The following is a 22,627-nucleotide window of genomic DNA, read 5'->3' on the forward strand; positions in this document are numbered from 1 at the left end:
TTTCCTTAAGGTGCATACATCACCTGAACATTAGTACTAAAGTTATTTAAAAAAGCACTAACTGGCATAATCATAGGATCGTGCTCTGCCATTGCTTGATGCAATACAGTCAATTTTTTCTGACCTAACAAATGAAAAAAAATCGTGCGGCTTTTTAATAGTCTTTTTTTGGACAAACTTATTCGCTGGTGGGGGGCAGTCTTCGGACTGACGAGAACTACTGCCGCAGCATGATCATCCATCCCCATTGCAAGCTCGTCAGCGCAAGGAAATAAAGAGGCAATATGTCCATCCTCGCCCATCCCTAAAACAACCGCATCAAAAGTGGGTAAAGAAGCAATTATATGCTCGGTTTGCTCTAGAGTATGACCTTCTTTATATAAACTCAAAAAATGAGCTTTAGATGCATGGTGCTGGAGTAAAAAATGTCGAACTAACCGTTCATTTCTATCTGGATTATCAACAGAGACACAACGCTCATCGGTTAAAGTTACAGTGATTTTATCCCAGGGAATATGTGTTTTGGCCAGAGCCTTGAATAAATCAATAGGAGTCTTTCCACCTGAAACGACCAAATAAGCGTGACCACGATGTTCTATGGCCTCACAGAGAATCTGCTTGAGCTGGCTAACCAAGTCATCGGTTAATAAAGAGGCTTCACTAAAACTACGTAACAGCATTTTGTTCACCCCATACGTGTGCTTTGCCATTATATAAACGCATTAACTCCAAAGGTCCCCAAGTGCCCGATGGATAAGTATAGAGAGGGGTATCTTGTCTTTCCCATGCTTGCTCAATTTCATCAATCCATTTCCACGCTTGCTCTACTTCTTCACGGCTGACAAAGAGATATTGATGACCTAACATCACTTCCAGCAATAAGCGCTCATATGCATCAGCAATTCTTTGTGAATTGAATAAGTGATTGAAATTTAAATCCAACTTACTGTCTCTTAATTGCATGCTTTCACTAAGGCCAGGAATTTTATTCATCATTCGCAGCTCAACGCCTTCATCAGGTTGCAAACGGATGATGAGCTGATTAGGAGAGAGTTCTTGTTTGAATTGTTTAAAAATATTGTAAGGTTGGGATTTAAAGTAAATGACCACTTCACTCTGTTTTTTTGATAATCGCTTACCTGTTAATAAATAAAAAGGAACACCAGACCAGCGCCAATTATCTATATATGCTTTAATTGCAACAAAAGTTTCCGTAGTTGACCCTTTTTGCGCACCTTCTTCATTGAGATATCCAGGTATTTGTTGTCCTTTAATCATGCTTCCCACGTATTGAGCCCGCACGGTATGTTCATGAACATGAGCATCAGAAATAGGCCGTAATGACTTTAACACTTTTAACTTTTCACTACGAATACATTCAGCAGATAAGCTCATTGGCGGTTCCATTGCCAAAAGAGCCAATATTTGTAATAAATGATTTTGCAGCATATCCCTTACTTGACCTGATTTATCATAATAAGCCCACCGTCCTTCAACGCCTACTTCTTCTGCAACAGTAATTTCAACCTTTTCAATTGCTTGATTATCCCAATTTGAGGAAAAAATCGCATTGGCAAAGCGCAGCACTAGAAGATTCAATACGGTTTCTTTACCCAAATAATGATCAATTCGATAAATCTGATCTTCAGCAAAAAAGTGAGCAACTTCATTATTAATTGCAATAGATGAAGGCAAATCATGACCAATTGGTTTTTCTAAAACAACACGCGACGGTTGCTTGGTTAACCCAATGCTTGAAAGGCCCTGGCAGGTTTGCGTATACAATGAAGGGGGAATCGCAAAATATGAAATCGTAATTCGCTCTGCAAGATTTACATAATCCATTATTTTTGCATAATCTTCAGGCTTTGTAAGATCGATCGGGCAATAGGCCATCCTTTGCATAAGACGTGACCAAACCTGCTCTTCCAGTTCCTCACCAATAAACATTTGTATTTTAGATTTTATTAATCCGGCGCAGTCCGTAAATGTTAATGGGTCACGCGCACATCCAATAATACGTGTATTTGCATGAAGCAAATGAGCGCGTTCTAACTGGTACAAAGCAGGAAATAATTTACGACAAGAAAGATCCCCTAAGGCACCGAATATAATTAAATCACAAGGATACTTTACAGCAACTTCTTCGATCATGTTTATCCTAAACAATCATCTTTTGAGGTTCAATACTAAATTGAAAGACAGTACAGATCAACTCCAATCACATTATTGAGAAGCAGTGACAAGTTGCATAAAAAAGTTCAATGCGCTGAATTTTCAGGGCGATCATTGCAAAACCTTTTTTTTATGCTATATGAAATAATAAGATAAACGTTCGCTTCTGCCTGATATCCAATGGCTTAGCTGTGGAGCGATGACTTAGATGAGTAATTTGCATGTACTTACCTTAACTAAATCATTATTAGGAGAAGCAGATGCTTAATAAGAGATTTTCAGAAAGACTTAATAAAGAGCTTGATAATATTGGTGCACCAGAATCAAGTGCGGAGCGCATTGAAGTACTGTCAAAGCTGGTTAAGATTCCCAAATTTAAAGCAGAAGCATTACTTAACGGCGCAACCAGCCCAGATGAAAAGCTGCTCAACGCATTAGCACAAGAATTCGAAGTCAGTGCTGATTGGTTAGTCGGTAAGAGCGATTCATCCCATTAATAAATATGTCGTTAGTACTCGCATAGAATATATATTGGCTATAATTAAAGCAAAAATAGCAGTAATTTATGGGATATTGTATTATGCAAGCACTAATAGATTCTTCAACCGTAACTTCATTACAGCAACAAATCGGAAAATACGACGCTGAAGGGCCATTTTGTATTGGCTGGGACGCGCAGCACGAGTTATATAAAGGAATAAATGATTATGACGACATGCATCTGCAGAAAGCCCGAAACTATCAATCAGCTTATAAGGAAAAAGGCAGTTTTTTTGATGCGATAGACTCCCAATTTTTTAGAAAAAAATTCATAGAATATATTCAGACGCATCCCTTCCCTGAATACGAAGGAGACCCTGAGACAAGAGCAACCCATCCGGAAGAAGCAACCACAAATATGCTAAAATTTCTTGGCAAACAAGGACTTGAATTATTCCATCTGGCTTTGGAAGAAGAAATGCATAGCAAAGAATTCAGGGATGCGGTAGTCATTCAATCAACTTCTCATTTTGAGGGTCCTAAATGGGAAGAGCGGCCTGTAGTCATCGTTGCAGGCCCTTCAGGATCTGGAAAATCATATGCTGCTAAAGCAGCAGTGGAAAAAGCGAATCAATTTTTATCAGTTAGTTCTAATGATCTAAGTGGAAATTATGTTGTTGCTGCTGATGGAGGAGTTATCCGCGAAGTGTCACAAATGCGCAAACTCGTCATTCAATTAGCTAATAATCAGGGATATACCGGGATAAAAGATTTACATGATCAGTGTAAAATTTTGGACAAAGTAAAAAAAAGAGTGCGTAAAGCAGCTTTTCTAACCCCAGACTTAGGGGTAGTGATTCCAGAGACATTTTCCCAATGGAATAATCCGTTGAGCAATATTAAAAGTTTAATGAAAAAAATTGAGCGGTTGGATAATACAAAACAGATTTTTACACGTGTAGAAGGCCATGATCCTGCTAATTTTCGAAAAGTTGTTTCCTTTATGGGCTCCAGAAGAGCCTGGAAAACAAAAGATTTTGACCCTCAAGAATTAGATTTGAATAAAAAAGGACTAGCAGAGTCCAAAGAGTATAACTCATTTGGATTTTCCTTCGGTGACAGTGGATCAAAAGATGCAGAAGCTTGGTATATGAAACATAGTAAAGACAAGTTGCACATGATTATAACCAATGACTTGATCCTGTTAAAACCCGATTCCGCACAACCAGGAAACTGGGTTGCTGCAGAACAAGGCGACGAGGGTGCACGTCTATTCCCTGAGAGCCTTTATAAACAATGGGAACAATTACAACACAAACCTGATCTGATCGACTATTGTAAATTAAATCCCCAAACTCTAATTGCAACCTCTGCCCACCTAGACTTTGCTATAGCAAAAAATATGGTTCTGGAAAGAATTGGGGCATGCCATAAAAAAATAGAGAAAACAATGAACCAAGAGCCGCGTGATGAAGATCGTCTTCGTTTTCTACAAGCAAGACTTGATTTATTAGAAACACTTGCTCAGTTTCCAACGGAGAGCTTGGAAAATTATGATGAAATACAGAAAATGAAACGTCATATTGAAAATCGAATTCTGGTTATAAAAGACGAGCTTGGAGATACCTGGCCAAGCATTTTTACCAAAAAAACAGTGAGAGCATTAGATGAGTTTACAGCTGCCTTGGATAAAGCAGCTCATTCTATTGAGAACACCCCAATTTATTATGTAAGTCTTGCAGATACTTCTTCGATCTTTAAAAATAAATATAACCAAGCTATAAATAAGAGTTCGAATGAAGAAGTGGGCGACCAAGATGAAGAAGGCACTGGGATATATCCAACAGCTTAAAACCATTTCGTCTAAAGCACTTCAGGATTTATTATAAATCCTGAAGTGCTTTTACTAAATTATTTATGTCCGTTTCATTATTATAATAATGAAGGGAAATCCTAATACCACCATCGCGTTGCGTGACCCAAATATTATGACTTTCCAAAAGCTTCATTACTCTATCCAACTCTTGGAAAGGTCCTAATTGGATAATACCAGATCGATGTTGTTTCTCAGTATTAGAGACAATGGGAACATTTAACTGGCGTAATCGCTCAAATAAATAATCTGTAAGAGAACTAATTCGCTCTGTAATGTTCGTCATGCCAATTTCTTCGATTAAATCAAGTGCGGCATTAAAACCTGAAAAAATAGTCATATTATCCCAGCCTAATTCAAAAACACGAGCAGACTGGTAAAATTGACAACTTCCATCAAAACTCATCGCGGATTGGATACTTCTCCAACCAATTAAAGCAGGGGTTAATTTTTTAAAAAAATCTGGATGAATATAGATAAATGCTATTCCTTCACCACAACACATCCACTTGTAACAGGAGCAAACTAATGCATCAATTCCTTGTTTTTTTACATCTATAGGGAATGCACCAATACCTTGGGTTCCATTAACAATAAAATGAGCATCTTTTTTTAATTCCTTAACTTGCTCCAAATTAAGTTTATAGCCATTAGCATAGTGAACATAACTCGCTACGATTGAAGAAATTTTTTCATCGTTTTGTTGTAATTGCTCAGCAAGATCTGCAGCTGAATCAGCCCATTTTATTGAATGCCCAGCATTTCCCCAAGGTAAAACAGAAGAAGAAAAATCATTTTTCACAAGCAAAATTGAATCGTTCCGAGGCAAGGAATGTGCTAGTGCATTCATACCAAATGACACACTGGGAATAAATGCAATATGTTCTTTTTCTGCATTAATTAATCGAGCAATTTTTTCTCGACATGTTTCCATCAACTGAATGTTATCACCAAAAATCCGTCCCCCATTCAAGGCCAACGATTGATAACGCTCAGTGACTGCAGTAAGTGCTGGCTTTGATAAAGCGCCACCCCCCGCAGTCATAAAATAGGTTTGCTGATTTACAACAGGAAACAATTCTCTGTATTTTTCCCAATTTATCATTCTCTTATAACCCTTCTTCACAACAATAATTTAACTCTAGGCGTTCTTGAGCTTCTTCTTCACTCATACCATCCAACACATAAAGGGTTCCAGCTTTAGTTTTAGCAATCCCTAATTTATTGGCTAGTTGACCTGGCATAAAGACATGGATATCTTCTACAGCAATAGATAATTGTTGTAAAATCTCTGTTTTTAATTGTTGGGTTAACGCTGCAACTTGTTCCGAATCTAAATTGTTTAATAATTCAATTCTCAACTCAACCGCACCATTTCTTGTAATAATTTGATAATCACAAGCAATTTCATCATTTTGAAATAAAATATTTTCAATTTCTATTGGAAAAGCAGTGTTTCCTGTAGTTTGGCATTGAATTAAATCAGCAGAGCGCCCCATAGCATTGATTACAGGCGTATCGTATTCACAACCACAATCATGCTGTAATTTACCAAAATCGCCGGTTTTATAACGCAACAGCGGCATATGGTTTTGATGCGTATTGGTTAAAACAATATTGCCTAATTCCCCCTCATTCTTTATGGGGGTTTTAAAATCATCTTCTAATAATTCAATAATCAAATAAGGTTTTGAAGGTAAATGATACTGATGCTTACTGCATGATACCAAGCCACCGCTATCAAGTTCTGTTAGACCATAAACTCCATGCACTGTTGCTCCCCCATACACCTTACTAATACGGGCGAATTTAGCTTTAGAGATAATTTCCCCGGTTAAAATAATTTTTTTAATTGAAGAAGTTGCTGGATCCATACCTTGAGCGTGCATCGCCTCTGCGTAACGAAGTGTTTCCAGTGGACGAGCAATTAATAATTCGGGTTTCATGCGAGCAAAAATGTCCAACATTTTTCTAGGTGAACATAGATGGGTTTTAACTCCCGTTGGAATAGCCATAATCCCTAATTGATTTAATGCTGCAAAATATTTTAAGCCAATTGGATTCATCTCAAAAGGTAAAGCAATAACCGCACTTTTAACTTCAGTTTTATCCAAACCAAGCCATTCATAAATAAAATTCGCAAATTCGCGACTACGATCTGGTCCTAAATCAGGAATCACAGGAAAGGGATTACCTGAAGTCCCACTTGTTTCAAAATATGCGGGAGGTCTTTTAGCAAGCGCTTCGTCAACAAGAACAGAAATTCCCGGATACTTTTTATCAATCGCTGGAAAATGATGCAAATCATTTAAGTTATTAATTGCAGTTGGAACATTCTTATAGGCGTTTTTATAAAATTCAAAATGTTCCTTTACGTATTGAATCAATTCATTAAAGCGATTACACAATACTTTTTGGTCATTTTGATTTAAAAGTAAACTCGACATATTAACCCCAAAAAATTGAATAAGTAACCTCCATGTTCCATTGAAACATACAGCATTTTTATCCTACGCAGTTACTAATGCTTCTTTATCCTTGGCGCCTATACTGTAATTATTTTTGATCTGCATCATTAAGAAATCAGCATATTCCATAGGTGCAAACATTGGTTCTTCCTCAGTATTAACCGGTGCGATAACCGCATGAGGATCGGGTTCAAAGAAGAATGGAATAGAATATCTTTCTTTTCCTGAAATATTAATGACCCGGTGAGGCGTGGAAATATATTTACCATTACTAATACGATGCATCATATCCCCAGTATTTAAAATAAAAGCTCCTTCTAACGGGGGAACATCCAACCAAGTATCATCACATTGCTTGACTTGTAAGCCACCAACTGAATCTTGAGCCAACAAAGTCAATGCACCCCAATCAGTATGAGGAGCAATTCCATATTGATGCTCAGGAATTACTTCGGGTTGAGGAGGATAATACTGAAGGCGTAAAAAAGTAGTAGGATTGATAAAGAATTTATCTAAAGCATAATAATCCTGATTCAATGATAGCGCAAAAACACGAATTAAATTACGTATTAGAAGGGAGAGGTTTTCACGATAATGCAGCAATATATGCTTAAAATCCGGTAATAAATGTTCTGAAGGCCACTGATTAGGCCCTGCAAGATTAATGCCTGATTTGTAATCTGGATCGGTTTCCAATACTTCATGACCTAAAATAAAAGCAGCACTTTGATTGGGTATAATTGTTTCACCTAAAGTGGATAACTTAAATCGGGATCCCTTAATAGCCATGTAACCACGAAAAAATTGATTTTGCTTTATCTTTAATTTTTCTTCTTCAGGTAAATGATGGAACAACTTTGATTGTTCAAAAATCACCTCAAACATATGTTGAGAAATACCATGATTAACAATATATGCGAAGCCAATATTAGTATATACTTGTTTGAACTGCTGGGCTAAAGCACGTAAATCATCTACTGAACGAGCAGTAAATAACGCTGAAACATCAATTACTGGGACTTGGCTAACTTTTATCATAAAAATTCCTTAATGATTCCAGGGCAAAAACAATTTTTGTAAAAAAAGCATCCCTAACATTTGGCATCCTAAAAGGATGCCTCCTGATGTGAATTATTTCTTTTTAAAGCGCAGATAAATCCACTGACATTTATCAGAATATTCATCTGTAACAAATAATTCTCGAGTTTTACCCATGCCTGGGGTCAAAGGTTTAGGATAAATAATGTAGTCATATCCCATTTTTGCCCAAAGTGGCATTACAATAGGACATTCCTCTATAAGATAATTCAGTCCATGATTAAACAACGTACTTGTATCTGTAGAAGGATTAATTAAAGTTAAACGATCAATGTAAGTTAACACATTGGTATGAAGAGCAGCTTTATATTCTTCATTTTCATGGTAGGCTGCAACGATTTGTTCTTTAAGTTCTGCATATTCTTCATGCAATAGAAAATCATCCCAACGAATAATACTATGTGGAATAGTAAGTTTACTCAGCGCATAAGCACTTCGTTCTAACCAAAGGTCACCTGCTTCTTTAGCAAAGATATAAGCCTTTTCTTCACCCAGTCTGCCATAATGATTATGTTTTTGCAGCGTATCAGCTAATACGATGTCACAGCGGGCAAACGGATGTTTATTTACTAATTCAATTGTTGCTAGAAACTTCCCTTTTTCATGATAAGCCTGTCCAACACTAATAAATAACAGCGCTTTTTTCCCTTCAAAATTCATTTTCTTATTTTCACTTTCGATATCCAGATCGGAATATCTAAATGATGCTTTATGTGTGTTTAACTCCTCCGTGTTGAGTGGAATCCACTGTTCCTCAATTTTATGTTCGACAGAAAACATCTATAGCTTCCTCTTGAAAAAAATGGTTGTTTAAACAACTCAAAATCGTTAACTCTTTAATTCCAATAAATAAAATCGTCTACTATTTGAGAGTGGGCATGATTATATCAATAATAAGAACTATTTCACTATTTTTTTTTCACTAAACATTAAAAATATTCATTTTGGTATTTACTAATTCAATAAATTTGTTTTTAATGAGCCGAAAATAAACGATTAACTTAAGCGCTAAACATATTAGGAACAACGAGGACTCAGCAGATGAATAATCCGTTAAAATGGTACAGCAAGGAGATTAAAGAAGGCCCAGCAAATTCACGCGAACTGTCTGCACCTGAACAACAAGTGATTCTGCAGATTCTAGACTTATTGGAAAATAGTAATATAGCATGGGATGACCGTGTTCTAAAAAATAAGTTAAGCAATGAGCTGCGTCCCTTATTTGATGAAATCATGCATGCCTTAATCCATGTTCGCGGATTTATTACGTTAACCGGTTTGCCTTCGGCACATGATAAATACAGCACTGATGTAATTAAAAAATTTCTCTTGGCCTTTTGTTCGAATTTTGGTTCGCCTTTAATTCAAAATAAAAATGACGACCTTATATTTGATGTCAAAAGCATTGAAGGAATGACTTTGGATACTAGAGACTCTCGCGGTCCTTATGTGAAAGAGGCTTTGCCCATGCATACCGATGCAGGAGCTATTCTTGGTATGTATTGTCTTGCCTCAGCCGATGTTGGTGGTCATACAATTCTTGCTAGCTCTCGAACCGTTCATGATGAAATCCAGAAAATAAGGCCCGATCTTCTTGAGGTATTGTATCAGCCGTTTTATGCTGATCGCCGAGGAAATGAGGCTGCGGGCACTCCGCCTTATGATTTGAGTCCTGTCTTTGCTATGCATGACAATGAATTGCGCTGCCAATATCATCAACCATTTTATAATGATGCACAAAAAAAATTCCCAGAGCTTCCACGTTTTACTCCACAGCAAATTGAAGCTCTCGAATTATTTGATCAAGTTTCACTGCGCGAAGACATTGCATTTGAAACGAAAGTAAAGCCAGGCAGCATTATTTTAATTAATAATGAGGAAATTCTCCATGGAAGAACGACTTTTGACCATCCTGAAAATCAAACGGTTCGTCATTTACTAAGGATTTGGTTAAACACCCCTCAAATTAAACATACATTCCCTAGCTTTTTAGGTTATCCAGGATAAATTACAGATAACAAGGATGTTTATGCACATTTTTTCACCAAAAAAATTTTATTTCTTGTTTTAAAATAGATATTACTTTACAATTTTTCGGCATATTTTGGCTAAAAATTATCTTTTATAGCCTTTTTTTAAACATAATCACTAGGATGAAACGTGTCTATAACGAGTAAAGTCAATAATTATCAACATAAATGGTATGCTTTTATTGGAATCGCCCTACTTTCTTTTGGATGTTATCTCGACTACACCGTCGTGAATGTTGCCCTACCCACGATACAACATGAACTGCAAGCAAATCTAGTCTCAATGCAATGGGTGATGAATATTTACTTTTTAGCGTTATGCGTTTTAGCGACAGTTATGGGAGGCATTGGTGATTTATATGGCCGTCGACGTTGCTTATATCTTGGTGGTGGAATTTTTGTCATTGCGTCGATTATCGCAGGCATTTCTTCTGATATCCATTGGTTAATTTTGGGTCGGTTACTTCAAGGAGTCGGAGCTGCAATCATCTTCCCTCTAGGCCTTTCGTTACTACCACAGTTTTTTCCTGAAGAAGAACGAGGCAAAGCCGTAGCATGGTTTGGTAGCATAGGTGGTATCGCCTTGGCCTTAGGTCCTCTTTTAGGCGGACTCATTGTCACTTATTTGGGATGGAGATGGATTTTTTTCATTAACATTCCTATCTGTTTATTAGGCTATATATTTTGCTTCAAATCCGTTTCCGAATCCCAAACAAATACCCAACAACTCTCTTTGGATATAAGAGGTATGTTCTTACTTGCACTCACCATGGGTGGCATCGTCCTTGGTTTAATTTATAGCCAAAGCTATGGCTGGACTGCGTCTGTGACTTTAATCTGTTTTGCAGTAGCCATTATCACAGGTATCTTATTGATTAAAGCGGAAGAGAACCATCCTAACCCACTTATTGATTTTAAAGATTATTCGAACCTACTCTTTTCATCAGGAGCTATTCTCTGCTTTTTAGCGGGAATATTAAGTGCGGTTACTTTATTTTTTGATCCTCAATATTTACAAATTATCAAAGGCCAATCCGCGGAATTATCAGGCTTTGTTTTATTCGCCATCCCCGTCTCTGTTTTTCTAATGGCATTCTTTGTAGGAAAACTCATTAGTCGTCTAGGGCTATTACATACTATCCTATTAGGGTTGTTCCTGGCATGTTTCTCTGCGTTATTACAAGTATTTTTTACCAGTAACATCTCCATCTTTTATGTCATTTTCGCCTTTATTTGTCTTGGAGGCATGTGGGCAATGGGTAACACTGTCTCCATTATTGCTGCCCAAACCGCTGTAGGTCCTGAGCGTGCAAGCGTGGCAACAGGTTCTATGGTTACTTTATTTAATATCGGAGGCTCTATAGGCTTAACACTTGCGATTGTTATTTATAATTTTGTAACTGACGATGTACTATCTAAATTAATGGGATTAAATGAAACACAAACCTCCAGTTTAAAGGATTTCATCGCAAATCCTACTCATTCGTTACAACTTCCCGAAAATGATTTAATTCATCAATTGTTTAATAAAATATTCATGAATGGTTTTATTGGAGTGATGGGATTTTTATTTATTTCTTCGCTCATTGCCTTCGTAGTAGTTTGGCGAGGTAAACGTGCTGAAAGCAAAATTAAAGTAAATACACTTACCCATGTTAAGCGCAATGGTTCCATCGCTTAATCAATTGTAGCTTGGTTACCTGCAACCAGGCACAACTCTTTTCCCGGTTGTAAACAACCGGAGGTTACATATGTTTTAAGTTGAGCTATTATCCGGGGCACTTGCATTAGCCATGGAATCGATCATTAGCGCTAATCGGTTTTGCATGCTTCTCAATATATTCAATAATTTTTCCAGCAATATTAATACCTGTAGCTTTTTCAACCCCTTCAAGCCCAGGTGAAGAATTAATTTCCAAAACTAAAGGCCCATGATTCGAGCGAATTAAATCCACACCGGCAACTCTTAAGCCCATTGTTTTAGCAGCACTTACGGCAATGGCACGCTCTTGTGGTGATAGTTTTACTTTGACTGCCTTTCCCCCCTGGTGGACATTGGCACGAAACTCTCCTTCTTTTGCTTGACGTTTCACGGCAGCCACTACCTTATCTCCCACTACAAAGCACCGGATATCGACTCCGCGTGATTCTTCAATAAATTCCTGCACTAAAATATTGGCATGCATTTCTTTAAACGCGTTAATAATACTCACCGCTGATTGATGACTGTCTGCAAGAATTACTCCTTTGCCTTGTGTTCCTTCCAGTAACTTAATGACTAAAGGCGCACCTCCAACCATGCGTACTAAATCTTCAGTATCATCAGGTGATTGAGCAAAACTGGTTAAAGGCATGGGAATGCCTTTGCGAGCTAAAAGCTGCAAAGAACGGAATTTATCTCGAGAACGGGCAATCGCTAAAGATTCATTTAAAGGATACATGCCCATCGTTTCCATATGGCGCAACACTGCGGTTCCATAATAAGTATTTGATGCACCAATTCTTGGAATTACTGCATCAAAATGAGGCAGAGGGGCTCCACCCCGATAATGAACTTTAGGGCAGGAGGCAGCGACGTTCATATAACAATATAAAGGATTAATAATTCTAATTTCATGACCAGCTGCTTCACCCTCTGCTTTCAGACGCTTGTGAGAGTACAAATGTGGATTGGTGGCCAATATTGCAATTTTCATGAAAAACGCGTTCCTCAACTTTTTTTATTTTTATTATTAGAAATTCCTGGACTACTAAAACTCTATTTACAACTGGTTCTTATAAATAAAGCCTAGTCTAAAAAATGGAAAATCACATTGGAAAAAACGAAAATATATTTATAAAAAATCCTCTACCTCAAGAAACCAATAACAGGTAATCTTTGGCTAATAAATCAGCATGATGCGGCGTAGTAAAAAATGCATTAAGTTCTCCTTGAGGGTTAAATAGCATTAAAGCGCCGCTATGCTGAATATCATAATTTTTTGAATCATTTCCTTGCTCAATTACCTTAGCATAAGCAATACCCATCTCCCGAGTCATCAATTTAATGGATTCTTCATCTCCTCGTGCCCCGTAAAAATCAGGATGGAATGAAGTCACATAACTCCCTAATTTCTCTTGGTTATCCCGTTCTGGATCGATTGATATCATCACGACGCGGGGCAAATTCTTGACACCCTTATCTTCAAGGAGGTGATACATTTTGGTTAATTCTGCCATGGTAGTTGGACAAACATAGCCACAGTTTGTAAAACCAAAAAACATTATAGTCCATTTTCCTTTTAAGCTCTTATTATCAAATGATTTTGCATCAATTCCTGTCAAACTGAATCGATTAACCGGTCGTGGATTTTCAAGATAGGTACCATGAAAAGTCGACACATCGATTTTTTTCTTAAAATGGACATGTTGGCCTACAAAAATTCCCGAAAATAATCCCGCAAGAGCCAACAAAACAACTATCGTAAAGGTAACGCTTTTAGCCTTTAAACTCATTTTACCTCCTTAGAGGGAAACGGATATGAAATAAGTCTCACAAATCGTTTTTCGCAAGAATATCGACTCACATTGTTCAGGTAAGCTTATTTCAATACCGATTCCTTATAAATAATGATCAATCAATAAAAAAACAAACAATAACATCAAATACACTATTGAAAATCTAAATGTTTGCATTGCAACTACAGGCTTGTCTGTCCGATAGAGCTTATGCGACCAAAATAAAAATCGCATACCAAGTACTAACGCGCCAATTAAATAAAACAAACCACTCATGCCAATAACAAAGGGCAATACACTGACTACCAGTAATAAAATGGTATATAAATAAATATTCAATTTAGTAAACGCAATACCATGGGTTACAGGCAACATTGGAATTTGTGCATGTTGATACTCTTCGTAACGATAAATAGCCAAAGCCCAAAAATGAGGTGGCGTCCAAATAAAGATAATTAATACCAGCAATAAAGCTTGAGGGTCCAATTGATTTGTCACTGCGGTCCAACCAAGCAAAGGAGGTGCAGCACCGGCTAATCCTCCTATGACTATATTTTGTGACGTAGCTCTTTTTAAATAGCCTGTATAAATACCTGCATAGCCAATCAATGTAACGAAAGTCAGCACTGCAGTTAATTGATTAACAAAAACAACTAAAACAGTAAGTCCCAAAGTTCCTATGATTAAAGCAAACAATAAAGCTTGACGCACGGAAACCTGGCCACTGGCAACAGGTCTTTTTTTGGTTCTGGCCATAATGGCATCAATTCGTTTATCCACCAAATGATTAATTGCAGCAGCACTTCCTGCGCATAATCCAATTCCGAGTAATGAAAAAAGTAATAAAGACAGGCTAACCCAGCCTGGTGTTGCCAAATACATGCCGACAACTACAGTCAATAACATGAGTAATACTACTCGTGGCTTACATAACTCAAGGTAATCACGCCAAGCAGCTGACGAAGATTGAACTAGCTGATCAGCATGCATCATTTTGCCCCTTACGTGTAAAATGCAGTGAACCAAATAGTGTTGCTAATAATAGAGCAGCAATCCCATTATGAGCTACAGCGACACTAATTGGGAGTAAATAAATTACGTTCAAGATACCTAAAGTAAATTGAACCAACACGAGTAACAACATCACTAGGGCAGCAGTTTTAAGATAATTAAAATTGCTTCTTAATAAGATCGATAACGTGAGCACAAGCATATAAACTGCTGTGATTATTGCTCCCAATCGGTGAATGAATTGAATCGTTACTCGAACCTCATGATCAAGTAAGCCACCTTGATAATTAGCTCCTACAGGTGAAAATAAATTAAATCCTTGTGCAAAATGCAAATCAGGTATCCATACTCCATTACACATAGGAAAACCAATACATGATATCCCTGCATAATTTGAGCTTACCCAACCACCTAAAGCAATTTGCAGGAAAACGATAACCACTCCGAGACGCAACCAAAAACGCCATTGTGGTAAATCTTTCCCTTTTAGCGAACTGATTTGCAAGAGGAAACGGCTTAAACACGCAACGATAAGCATTCCACCCAAAAGATGTCCCATAACGACCACCGGCAACAGTTTTAAGGTTACTGTCCACATACCCAAAGCAGCTTGAAACAAAACCAGTATGATTAATGCTGCAGGCAAATGCCAAGGCAAGTCATTACCCTGTATACGCTTGCGCCCTACATAAAAACAGATAAAAAAGATTAACAATGCTAAAGAACCCGCTGCATAACGATGAACCATCTCCGTCCATGCTTTTCTAGACTCAATAGGAATTTGGGGGTATTGAGTCTGTACAGCTTGCAATTTTTCCTTGGCACTAGGAAGAACCATCTGGCCATAACAACCAGGCCAATCAGGACAACCTAAGCCCGCATCAGTCAAGCGTGTATAAGCGCCCAGCATGACAACTAATAAAGATAAAAGCACAGCACATGATACTACGTATCGTAATAATTTATTCTGCATCAGACTAATCACTCTTTGTTTTCCGTTGTGTTGAGCAACAACTTCAAATCTTTATATACATCATCAGGGTTAGCCTGAGATGCATAACTAAGAATTAAATAATTACCTGGATCAGCGATGAATACTTTGGCTTCAGACAATAAAGCATCTTTGGTAACAAAGTCCGCTGCAGGTAATTTCGCCACTTTAAAATCGGCTTCTTTTAAAAAGGCTTGTTGTTCTTGCGATAAGGAAGGGGCTTTATCGCTGAGAAGAAGCCACTGATCTACCTGGTACAATTTACGTCCTAATGCCAGACGAATTCGAGCTAAAACATCCAGCTGCTTCATACATACTTGGTCACAAGCTGCTGGACTCCAAAAAATGATCCGCCATTTGGGCTTTTCGTCCAAAACATCCAACATTACTGGTGGATTCAGCAAATTCCCTTTATTAACCCGTGAAGATCCCAACCAGGAAGGATGCTGGTAAAATAGATATGCAGCTATTCCAGGAGTGACAAATATTATAACCAACAACAATAAAATATAATATTTACTAGCTTGTTTTCTCATTTTTTTTCTTCAGATTTAATACTACAAATATAATTAGTACCACCAATGCCATAACAAACCACTGCAAAGCATAAGCTAAATGCCGCTGTGGAGGCATGGATACCGTCTCCCACTCACGCACAAATCCATTTGCATCGTGCTTGTCGAGGCGAATAATAAACGGAGAGACTGATTTTTGCAAAATTTGACTTATCAATTGATCATCCACACGTTCCAAAATGATTATTTTATTCCCTTTTTCTTCCAAAGCAGGCCCCAAAACCCATTGATTTTTACTTGGAAAGTATGCCGAGCCCTGCAATTCTACCATTCCTTTGGGAAACTGGATGTTTGGGAGAACGCGGCGTGTCACCTCCCCTGGAACCCAACCTCTGTCTATAATAATGATAGAACCATCAGATAATTCCAAAGGTGATAATACATCATAACCAAATTGATGATTATGATGCTGGTTATCCAGTAAAAAAACCTGCGATAAATACCTACCTTTGAGTACTATGCGTTCATATTGCAAAGGCAATTTTTCCTTTGTGGTCCAAGGGACTGGTTTTTGCTTCTCTTGTGTCTTTTGTGCAACAATCATTTTTGTTTTTTCATCGGCACGATAAATTTGCCAAAAGCCAAGGCGCACAAATAAGGAAAAAAATAAGATAGCGAGTATTAACATCGGCCAGCTTGGGGTGAAACGAAATTTAAAACAGGTTAAACTAGGCATCATTATTAATTGTTCAAATGTTAGTCATGATAAGACAGCAATTTCGGGAGTATAACAAATGATCACTAAAATTATCATCATCTGTGTCATGATTATCATCGCCGGCTCTCTAGCAAGCGGTCTTTTTTTTCTTATTCGAGACTCAGGCAATTCCAAACGCACCGTCAAAGCCTTAACTATAAGAATAACTATTTCAGTGAGTTTATTTATATTTTTATTAATTGCTTTTAAACTGGGTCTAATTAAGCCTCATGGCATTTAATTAATGTAAGTTCGAAATAAAAAGTTTTTTACTTTTTATTTTGCTAAACGAACGTTATCCCGCAAAAATGCGAAGCATTTTGCATGGGATCCATTCTAAATAACCCTGACCTTAAGGATATAATATGCGTATCTTGTTAATCAGTTTTCTATTTCTCTGTAATTGGATACACGCTGACACGATAAAGAACTATATGAACATTGCTGATAATATTCCACAGATGGAAATTAAAGCGGATCCTCAGGCACAAGCATGGGCACGCTCAGCTCGTCATGTTTTAACCATAACTTGCGAAAGTATTGCAGAAACAATGATTCATGCAAATGAAATGGCAAAAAATCAAGGTAATCCTATATTTTGTTTGCCAGCAGGAGTACAACTCAATGCATTTACTCTTTGCGAGTTGATTCAGCAAACTTATAAGGAATTATCAAGCCAGCAAAGCGATAAAGATTCTATGACTGTATCACAGGTAGCCTGGTTAGGCGCGAATAAACATTACCCCTGCCAACAAAATAAAAATGCGCTATCTCATGTTTCTGCGGCATTTGGACCAGCTTCAGAACAACATTGATCGTAAGTGAGAACGGGCTGTATTCGGCGCATCTTGCGATAAAATTGGAACATTCTGAGTCATAGCCTGGATGCTTCGCTAACACCTCCAGGCTATACAACATTAAGTCAATTTATTTACTAAATTCTTCAAAAGCTTCTAAAGCTTCAGCAGCATACATTAAAGATGGGCCGCCCCCCATATATACAGCCATACCTAAGGTTTCTAAAAGTTCTTCGCGTGTTGTTTGTAATTTAATTAATGCTTGAGAATGAAATCCGATGCAGCCAGGGCATTGTTTGGCAACAGCTAAAGCCATAGCAATTAATTCTTTGGTTTTTTTATCTAATACACCGTCTTTACTCGCTGCTTGGGCTATAGCTGAAAATCCAGACATTACTTCTGGCATTTCCTTGCGCATTTTAGCTAATTGGGTACTAATATCTTTGGTGATCTGAGAAAATTTATCTGACATTTAAGAAAGCTCCTTTTTGAAACCACTTATTTATGTTTCATCGTTCTGTTATTCTTAAAACAACAATAAATGGTTTAGTTTGAGTAATTATTTTTATATAAATACCGAGAGGGCACTTCTCGGGCCTAGTTACATTTCTACTGCCTGCAAAACTGACGAAATGCAAACAGGCTCCTAAATTTACAGCATTACTTTGTTTAGAAAAAGATTATTGATTAAGAAACAGCACGATTTAATGTTTCTTTTGCTAAAGTTAGGCGGCGTTCTACTTCCCCTAATTCTGCTTTTAAATGCAAAATTGCACTTGAATTACGATTATGTTTCAAATGCTCCAAAGTCTTAGTCATTGCCTGCTGTTGTTCTAAAAGCGTATGAATCTCCATTTCAAGATCGTTTATCCATTGTTGTCTGGTACTTAACATCTTTATGCCAAAATAAACTTTTTCCTTAGGTTTATTTTTGCCTTGATGCATTTGGCATAAAACGACTAAGACATTAATTTTCTGTCTGATTCGCTCTGCCAAATAAAAAGCGCTATGTGTGTTTTGTTGTTTGGATAACGTATGGATGTCTGCTTTAATTTCTGCAATGCACGCAGAACCGCTTACATCTGCATCAAAACGAAATAACCCTTTAGGTAACTGGTGGCCTGAAAAAAGAGAACCGAGTTCACTAATTTTCCATTCCAATTCAGGTAATCGCTCCATTAACTGACTCAGTAATTCGTTCGATGCTTCTGGTGTATCCATGCTTTTTTAATCTCAAATACCCCCTTCTTACTCAGGGCTAGGAACGTATGCAAATGTTTTAATCTGGAAGAGCAGCGTCCAATACAGCTGTTTTTCCTTGTGACCAAGTACTTATAAATGGGGGCAAGCACATTAAAATTAAACCAAAAATTAAGGTCGATTCATAACGCGCCAAGCTGCCTACATTAATTCCTTCTGGTGGGATAAAACTCACCGCCAAGGTAGCGCATACACCAATAATGCCTACACCTGCAACAAATAACATACCAATTAAACCGCCGGGAATTTGAAAAGGTCGATGGTGATGCGGCTCGGAAAGCCTTAATTTAATTGCTGCTGCAAACATAATGAAATACATCAACATGTACAATTGTGCCGCTAAAGCGGTTAACAACCAATAAGATCCATTCACACTAGGCATAAATAAGAATAAGCCTGACAGTATCGTAACAATGCTTGCCTGAGTATAAAGCATCACAACTGGTGCACCTTTTGCGTTAGTACGTTGGAAATATTCAGGTAAATTGCCATCTTCCGCAGCAACCAACAATCCTTTTGTCGGTGCAATTATCCAATTACTCACACCACCAAGCCCCCCTAAAACCAGCATTACAGCGACCACAGGCATCATCCAAAACATGTGATAACTGGAAAAGAATGCTTCGAATGCTTGCATAATTCCTGCTACCAAATTGATGTCCTTCCCGGGTAACACAATCGCTATAGCCAAAGACCCCAGGATTAAGGTACTTAAAATAATTGCTACTGAATAAATTAAGACCTTAGGAAAAGCATGCTGCGGATTGTTGACATCATTGGCATGAACTGTTGCAATTTCGATACCACAAAAAGACATAATGATTGCGGTTAGGGAAACCCACATGGATTTATCATCTAAATGCGGTACGATACTCGGAATGTCAAATTGGATTTGCAAAGGATTGCCTTGAGTAACCCAAACGACTCCAAGGCCGATAATCAACGACATAGGTAATAATAAACCAGCAAGAGAACATAGGTTACTGAATGCGGCCGAAGATTTCATTCCACGCAAGTTCAATATCGTAGCCCCCCAAAATGAACTCACAATTATTGCCCAGAGAAAATAAGGATTACTTGTCAATGCCGGATTAATTAAATAGCCAATCGTCCCCCCGACAAAAGATAAAATCGTTGGATACCAAATTACATTTTCTATCCACTGCAGCCAAATGGCTAAAAAACCCATTTTTTTGCCAAAAGCGTGTTTGACCCAAATGTAAATCCCTCCCTGTTTTGCCCACCCTGAAGCTAATTCTGCTGAAACCAAAGCTGTAGGGATTAGAAAAAATAAAGCACCTAAAACAAAATAAAAAATTAATTGACTACCAAACAGGGCTGTAGCAGGCAAATTACGTATGCTATCTACAGAACCAACTGTTATCATAGTCAGACTGAAAATTGTCAGTGAATATTTTTTATCGATCATCGCATTCCTTCAGTGCAGTTTTGGGCATGCAGAAGCACAATTATATAAGAATTAGCTTAAGAAACCCTTAATAATAGGGTAGTAATTAAACAAAATGTTCCTTAATTTTGTTCATCAACCCGCAAGCTTTTAGCGTGCACTGTAAAATAACATGATTTAATCAGAAAATCTCTGCCTTTTTTCCTATCTTTATGCACAAAATCATATACCCCCACCAGAGAAGTAAGCAACATCAAAAACTTCTCGCTTAAAAATTAATAATTATATTTGTACGACTTGCTTGAACCAGAAAAGTTCTAATTAGATTTGCTGCAGCAATTAAATATTCGCGCACTGAAAAAATCATGTAAAAAATACATTTGGGAACAGAAACTTTACTAAACTTCATTATAATAATATCTATGGACTTAATCCTTAAAATTTTAGGTAGAATAGTATTTCAAATTGACCCATGGGCAGGACAGTTTCATATCATAGCTTCTCTGTGCTATAGTTTCTATTTTTTTCGGGCAACATACCATGTTTGAAACCTTAACCGAACGTTTGACCCGCACCTTTAAAAATCTACGGGGGCAGGGCCGATTAACTGAAGAGAATGTACAACACGCATTGCGTGAGGTCAGGCTTTCACTGCTTGAAGCAGATGTTGCCTTACCTGTTATTAAAGAATTTATTGAGCAAGTAAAACAAAAGGCTTTGGGACAGGAAGTTTTAACTGAATTAAATCCCGATCAAGCCTTCATTAAAATCGTTCATGATGAGTTAATTCATATCATGGGCGATGAACGTGCTGAGCTTAATTTTAAAACCCAACCTCCTGCAGTATTTCTGATGGCTGGATTGCAAGGTTCGGGAAAAACAACCAGTACTGCAAAACTCGCCCGTTATTTAAAAGAATCTGAAAACAAAAAAGTAATGGTAGTCAGCGTCGACGTTTATCGGCCCGCTGCAATTCAACAGCTTAAAGTATTAGCAGAACAAATAGATGTCACTTTCTTCCCAGCAGAAGCAAATGAAGAGCCGCTCGCTATTGCAAAAAAAGCGCTTGATACTGCGAAAAAGCAATATGTGGATGTACTGCTGGTCGATACAGCGGGGCGTTTACATATTGATACCGATATGATGAACGAAATTAAAGGATTACATCAGGCACTTCATCCGATTGAAACCCTATTTGTTGTAGACAGCATGACCGGTCAAGATGCTGCAAATACAGCAAAAGCCTTTCATGAAACGTTACCATTAACGGGGGTCATTCTGACTAAAACCGATGGTGATGCTCGCGGGGGTGCTGCTTTGTCTGTAAGGCAGATTACAGGGAAACCAATCAAATTTATTGGTAGCGGTGAGAAAGTAGAGGCCCTAGAACCATTTCATCCTGAGCGAATTGCGTCAAGAATTCTTGGTATGGGTGATATTCTTACCCTTATCGAAGAAGTCGAACGAAAAGCAGACAAACAAGCTAGTGAAAAACTGGCTAAAAAACTGAAAAAAGGCAAAAGCTTTGATCTGGAAGATTTCAAACAGCAATTGTTGCAAATGAATAATATGGGTGGCATTGCAGGCATGATGAGCAAACTACCTGGTGTCAGCCAAATGATGCCCCAACAGGCAATGAAACAAGTCAGTGATAAAGCCATGGCACAAACTATTGCCATTATTAACTCCATGACGCCCAAAGAACGCCGTATCCCCAAACTGATTGTGGGTTCACGCAAGAAACGTATTGCCTTGGGTTCAGGAACACAAATACAGGATGTGAATAAGTTATTAAAGCAATTTGAACAAATGCAAAAAATGATGAAAAAATTTACCAAACCTGGTGGGATGCAAAAAATGATGCGTGGAATTGGTGGTATGGCTGGGTTAAAAGGCATATTACCCGATGATTTTAAATAATTCGCAAGAATTACTTCACATGCTGAATTAATTTTCGTACAATACACGGCATTTTTACGTAACCACTCTAAAGTAGAGGAAAACAATGGTCGTTATACGTTTATCAAGAGGTGGCGCCAAAAAGCGTCCGTTTTATCATATGGTCGTTACTGACAGCCGCAAACGTCGCGATGGCAGTTACATTGAGCGCATCGGTTATTTTAACCCTATAGCGCGTGGGCAAGAAGTACGTCTGCATATTGATACAGAAAAATTAAGTCACTGGCAAAAAGTGGGCGCACAATTATCCGATCGCGTCAGTGCTTTAATTAAAGAATTTAATAAAAAAGGCGAAGCTGCTTAATAA

23 protein-coding genes are annotated in these 22,627 nt (G+C 37.7%); 8 read left to right on the forward strand and 15 right to left on the reverse strand.

What is annotated here, in order from left to right; genetic code table 11:
- Positions 1–5: 5 nt before the first annotated feature.
- Both pgl and zwf read right to left on the reverse strand, forming a co-directional pair.
- The gene (gene pgl / locus DY223_RS13740) at positions 6–680 is read right to left on the reverse strand and encodes a 6-phosphogluconolactonase (RefSeq protein ID WP_058458714.1); all 675 of its coding nucleotides are present in this window, start codon (positions 678–680) and stop codon (positions 6–8) included.
- Positions 667–2,154 (reverse strand): glucose-6-phosphate dehydrogenase, encoded by a 1,488-nt coding sequence (zwf, locus tag DY223_RS13745; protein WP_058458715.1) that lies wholly within the window; start codon positions 2,152–2,154, stop codon positions 667–669. Before zwf ends, pgl begins: the two co-directional genes overlap by 14 nt.
- Before the next feature lie 281 nt (positions 2,155–2,435).
- On the opposite strand from zwf, the gene DY223_RS13750 reads away from it, so the two are divergent.
- Positions 2,436–2,672, forward strand: coding sequence for a hypothetical protein (locus DY223_RS13750; RefSeq protein ID WP_058458716.1), 237 nt, complete (start codon positions 2,436–2,438; stop codon positions 2,670–2,672).
- Between the two features lie 83 nt (positions 2,673–2,755).
- Positions 2,756–4,507, forward strand: a complete 1,752-nt coding sequence (locus tag DY223_RS13755) for a P-loop NTPase family protein (protein WP_058458717.1) — start codon at positions 2,756–2,758, stop codon at positions 4,505–4,507.
- A gap of 31 nt (positions 4,508–4,538) precedes the next feature.
- Here the strand turns inward: DY223_RS13755 and DY223_RS13760 are convergent, their stop codons facing one another.
- The 4 genes from DY223_RS13760 to DY223_RS13775 all read right to left on the reverse strand — a co-directional run bounded on the left by DY223_RS13760 (position 4,539) and on the right by DY223_RS13775 (position 8,874).
- Positions 4,539–5,633, reverse strand: a complete 1,095-nt coding sequence (locus DY223_RS13760) for an aminotransferase class V-fold PLP-dependent enzyme (RefSeq protein WP_058458718.1) — start codon at positions 5,631–5,633, stop codon at positions 4,539–4,541.
- A 4-nt stretch (positions 5,634–5,637) separates the two neighbouring features.
- Positions 5,638–6,975: a phenylacetate--CoA ligase family protein gene (locus DY223_RS13765; RefSeq protein WP_058458719.1), complete on the reverse strand. Its 1,338-nt coding sequence runs from the start codon at positions 6,973–6,975 to the stop codon at positions 5,638–5,640.
- Positions 6,976–7,038: 63 nt separating this feature from the next.
- Positions 7,039–8,034, reverse strand: a complete 996-nt coding sequence (locus DY223_RS13770; protein WP_058458720.1) for an isopenicillin N synthase family dioxygenase — start codon at positions 8,032–8,034, stop codon at positions 7,039–7,041.
- A 93-nt stretch (positions 8,035–8,127) separates the two neighbouring features.
- Complete coding sequence (locus tag DY223_RS13775) at positions 8,128–8,874, reverse strand: tRNA-dependent cyclodipeptide synthase (RefSeq protein ID WP_058458721.1); 747 nt, start codon at positions 8,872–8,874, stop codon at positions 8,128–8,130.
- A gap of 261 nt (positions 8,875–9,135) precedes the next feature.
- Here DY223_RS13775 and DY223_RS13780 point away from each other — a divergent pair, with 261 nt between their 5' ends.
- Complete coding sequence (locus DY223_RS13780) at positions 9,136–10,101, forward strand: TauD/TfdA family dioxygenase (protein WP_058458722.1); 966 nt, start codon at positions 9,136–9,138, stop codon at positions 10,099–10,101.
- 153 nt (positions 10,102–10,254) lie between these two features.
- On the forward strand, positions 10,255–11,805 hold the full coding sequence (locus tag DY223_RS13785) for an MFS transporter (RefSeq protein ID WP_058458723.1): 1,551 nt from the start codon (positions 10,255–10,257) through the stop codon (positions 11,803–11,805).
- Between the two features lie 106 nt (positions 11,806–11,911).
- Here DY223_RS13785 and rimK read toward each other — a convergent pair whose 3' ends face one another.
- From rimK to DY223_RS13815, 6 genes are all read right to left on the reverse strand, one after another.
- The gene (gene rimK, locus DY223_RS13790) at positions 11,912–12,820 is read right to left on the reverse strand and encodes a 30S ribosomal protein S6--L-glutamate ligase (RefSeq protein ID WP_058458724.1); all 909 of its coding nucleotides are present in this window, start codon (positions 12,818–12,820) and stop codon (positions 11,912–11,914) included.
- 157 nt (positions 12,821–12,977) lie between these two features.
- Positions 12,978–13,619 (reverse strand): SCO family protein, encoded by a 642-nt coding sequence (locus DY223_RS13795; RefSeq protein ID WP_058458725.1) that lies wholly within the window; start codon positions 13,617–13,619, stop codon positions 12,978–12,980.
- A 105-nt stretch (positions 13,620–13,724) separates the two neighbouring features.
- Entirely contained in the window at positions 13,725–14,612 is an 888-nt protein-coding gene (cyoE, locus tag DY223_RS13800) for a heme o synthase (protein ID WP_058458726.1), read from the reverse strand.
- Entirely contained in the window at positions 14,602–15,606 is a 1,005-nt protein-coding gene (locus tag DY223_RS13805) for a COX15/CtaA family protein (protein ID WP_058458727.1), read from the reverse strand. Before DY223_RS13805 ends, cyoE begins: the two co-directional genes overlap by 11 nt.
- An 8-nt stretch (positions 15,607–15,614) precedes the next feature.
- A complete protein-coding gene (locus DY223_RS13810; protein WP_058458728.1) occupies positions 15,615–16,160 on the reverse strand; it encodes a hypothetical protein in 546 nt (181 codons plus the stop codon).
- A complete protein-coding gene (locus DY223_RS13815) occupies positions 16,144–16,875 on the reverse strand; it encodes an SURF1 family protein (RefSeq protein WP_174223938.1) in 732 nt (243 codons plus the stop codon). Before DY223_RS13815 ends, DY223_RS13810 begins: the two co-directional genes overlap by 17 nt.
- 58 nt (positions 16,876–16,933) lie before the next feature.
- On the opposite strand from DY223_RS13815, the gene DY223_RS13820 reads away from it, so the two are divergent.
- On the forward strand, positions 16,934–17,137 hold the full coding sequence (locus DY223_RS13820) for a twin transmembrane helix small protein (RefSeq protein ID WP_019233451.1): 204 nt from the start codon (positions 16,934–16,936) through the stop codon (positions 17,135–17,137).
- 124 nt (positions 17,138–17,261) lie between these two features.
- A complete protein-coding gene (locus tag DY223_RS13825) occupies positions 17,262–17,711 on the forward strand; it encodes a hypothetical protein (RefSeq protein ID WP_058458730.1) in 450 nt (149 codons plus the stop codon).
- Positions 17,712–17,823: 112 nt separating this feature from the next.
- On the opposite strand, the gene DY223_RS13830 is transcribed toward DY223_RS13825, so the two are convergent.
- The 3 genes from DY223_RS13830 to DY223_RS13840 all read right to left on the reverse strand — a co-directional run bounded on the left by DY223_RS13830 (position 17,824) and on the right by DY223_RS13840 (position 20,382).
- Positions 17,824–18,165, reverse strand: a complete 342-nt coding sequence (locus tag DY223_RS13830; RefSeq protein WP_058458731.1) for a carboxymuconolactone decarboxylase family protein — start codon at positions 18,163–18,165, stop codon at positions 17,824–17,826.
- A gap of 215 nt (positions 18,166–18,380) precedes the next feature.
- Positions 18,381–18,914: a hypothetical protein gene (locus DY223_RS13835; protein WP_058458732.1), complete on the reverse strand. Its 534-nt coding sequence runs from the start codon at positions 18,912–18,914 to the stop codon at positions 18,381–18,383.
- Between the two features lie 58 nt (positions 18,915–18,972).
- On the reverse strand, positions 18,973–20,382 hold the full coding sequence (locus tag DY223_RS13840) for an APC family permease (RefSeq protein ID WP_058458733.1): 1,410 nt from the start codon (positions 20,380–20,382) through the stop codon (positions 18,973–18,975).
- Between the two features lie 519 nt (positions 20,383–20,901).
- On the opposite strand from DY223_RS13840, the gene ffh reads away from it, so the two are divergent.
- The gene (gene ffh / locus DY223_RS13845) at positions 20,902–22,281 is read left to right on the forward strand and encodes a signal recognition particle protein (protein ID WP_058458734.1); all 1,380 of its coding nucleotides are present in this window, start codon (positions 20,902–20,904) and stop codon (positions 22,279–22,281) included.
- A gap of 85 nt (positions 22,282–22,366) precedes the next feature.
- Positions 22,367–22,624 (forward strand): 30S ribosomal protein S16, encoded by a 258-nt coding sequence (gene rpsP, locus DY223_RS13850; RefSeq protein ID WP_058458735.1) that lies wholly within the window; start codon positions 22,367–22,369, stop codon positions 22,622–22,624.
- Positions 22,625–22,627 lie beyond the last annotated feature (3 nt).

This window comes from Legionella bozemanae, assembly GCF_900450575.1.
Lineage (GTDB): Bacteria > Pseudomonadota > Gammaproteobacteria > Legionellales > Legionellaceae > Legionella > Legionella bozemanae.

What these genes read in the sequence shown, in the direction of transcription:
- pgl (WP_058458714.1), bottom strand. Translation starts at nt 680, where the DNA reads ATGCTGTTACGTAGTTTTAGTGAAGCCTCTTTATTAACCGATGACTTG.
- zwf (WP_058458715.1), bottom strand. Translation starts at nt 2,154, where the DNA reads ATGATCGAAGAAGTTGCTGTAAAGTATCCTTGTGATTTAATTATATTC.
- DY223_RS13750 (WP_058458716.1), top strand. Translation starts at nt 2,436, where the DNA reads ATGCTTAATAAGAGATTTTCAGAAAGACTTAATAAAGAGCTTGATAAT.
- DY223_RS13755 (WP_058458717.1), top strand. Translation starts at nt 2,756, where the DNA reads ATGCAAGCACTAATAGATTCTTCAACCGTAACTTCATTACAGCAACAA.
- DY223_RS13760 (WP_058458718.1), bottom strand. Translation starts at nt 5,633, where the DNA reads ATGATAAATTGGGAAAAATACAGAGAATTGTTTCCTGTTGTAAATCAG.
- DY223_RS13765 (WP_058458719.1), bottom strand. Translation starts at nt 6,975, where the DNA reads ATGTCGAGTTTACTTTTAAATCAAAATGACCAAAAAGTATTGTGTAAT.
- DY223_RS13770 (WP_058458720.1), bottom strand. Translation starts at nt 8,034, where the DNA reads ATGATAAAAGTTAGCCAAGTCCCAGTAATTGATGTTTCAGCGTTATTT.
- DY223_RS13775 (WP_058458721.1), bottom strand. Translation starts at nt 8,874, where the DNA reads ATGTTTTCTGTCGAACATAAAATTGAGGAACAGTGGATTCCACTCAAC.
- DY223_RS13780 (WP_058458722.1), top strand. Translation starts at nt 9,136, where the DNA reads ATGAATAATCCGTTAAAATGGTACAGCAAGGAGATTAAAGAAGGCCCA.
- rimK (WP_058458724.1), bottom strand. Translation starts at nt 12,820, where the DNA reads ATGAAAATTGCAATATTGGCCACCAATCCACATTTGTACTCTCACAAG.
- DY223_RS13795 (WP_058458725.1), bottom strand. Translation starts at nt 13,619, where the DNA reads ATGAGTTTAAAGGCTAAAAGCGTTACCTTTACGATAGTTGTTTTGTTG.
- cyoE (WP_058458726.1), bottom strand. Translation starts at nt 14,612, where the DNA reads ATGCATGCTGATCAGCTAGTTCAATCTTCGTCAGCTGCTTGGCGTGAT.
- DY223_RS13805 (WP_058458727.1), bottom strand. Translation starts at nt 15,606, where the DNA reads ATGCAGAATAAATTATTACGATACGTAGTATCATGTGCTGTGCTTTTA.
- DY223_RS13810 (WP_058458728.1), bottom strand. Translation starts at nt 16,160, where the DNA reads ATGAGAAAACAAGCTAGTAAATATTATATTTTATTGTTGTTGGTTATA.
- DY223_RS13815 (WP_174223938.1), bottom strand. Translation starts at nt 16,875, where the DNA reads ATGCCTAGTTTAACCTGTTTTAAATTTCGTTTCACCCCAAGCTGGCCG.
- DY223_RS13820 (WP_019233451.1), top strand. Translation starts at nt 16,934, where the DNA reads ATGATCACTAAAATTATCATCATCTGTGTCATGATTATCATCGCCGGC.
- DY223_RS13825 (WP_058458730.1), top strand. Translation starts at nt 17,262, where the DNA reads ATGCGTATCTTGTTAATCAGTTTTCTATTTCTCTGTAATTGGATACAC.
- DY223_RS13830 (WP_058458731.1), bottom strand. Translation starts at nt 18,165, where the DNA reads ATGTCAGATAAATTTTCTCAGATCACCAAAGATATTAGTACCCAATTA.
- DY223_RS13835 (WP_058458732.1), bottom strand. Translation starts at nt 18,914, where the DNA reads ATGGATACACCAGAAGCATCGAACGAATTACTGAGTCAGTTAATGGAG.
- DY223_RS13840 (WP_058458733.1), bottom strand. Translation starts at nt 20,382, where the DNA reads ATGATCGATAAAAAATATTCACTGACAATTTTCAGTCTGACTATGATA.
- ffh (WP_058458734.1), top strand. Translation starts at nt 20,902, where the DNA reads ATGTTTGAAACCTTAACCGAACGTTTGACCCGCACCTTTAAAAATCTA.
- rpsP (WP_058458735.1), top strand. Translation starts at nt 22,367, where the DNA reads ATGGTCGTTATACGTTTATCAAGAGGTGGCGCCAAAAAGCGTCCGTTT.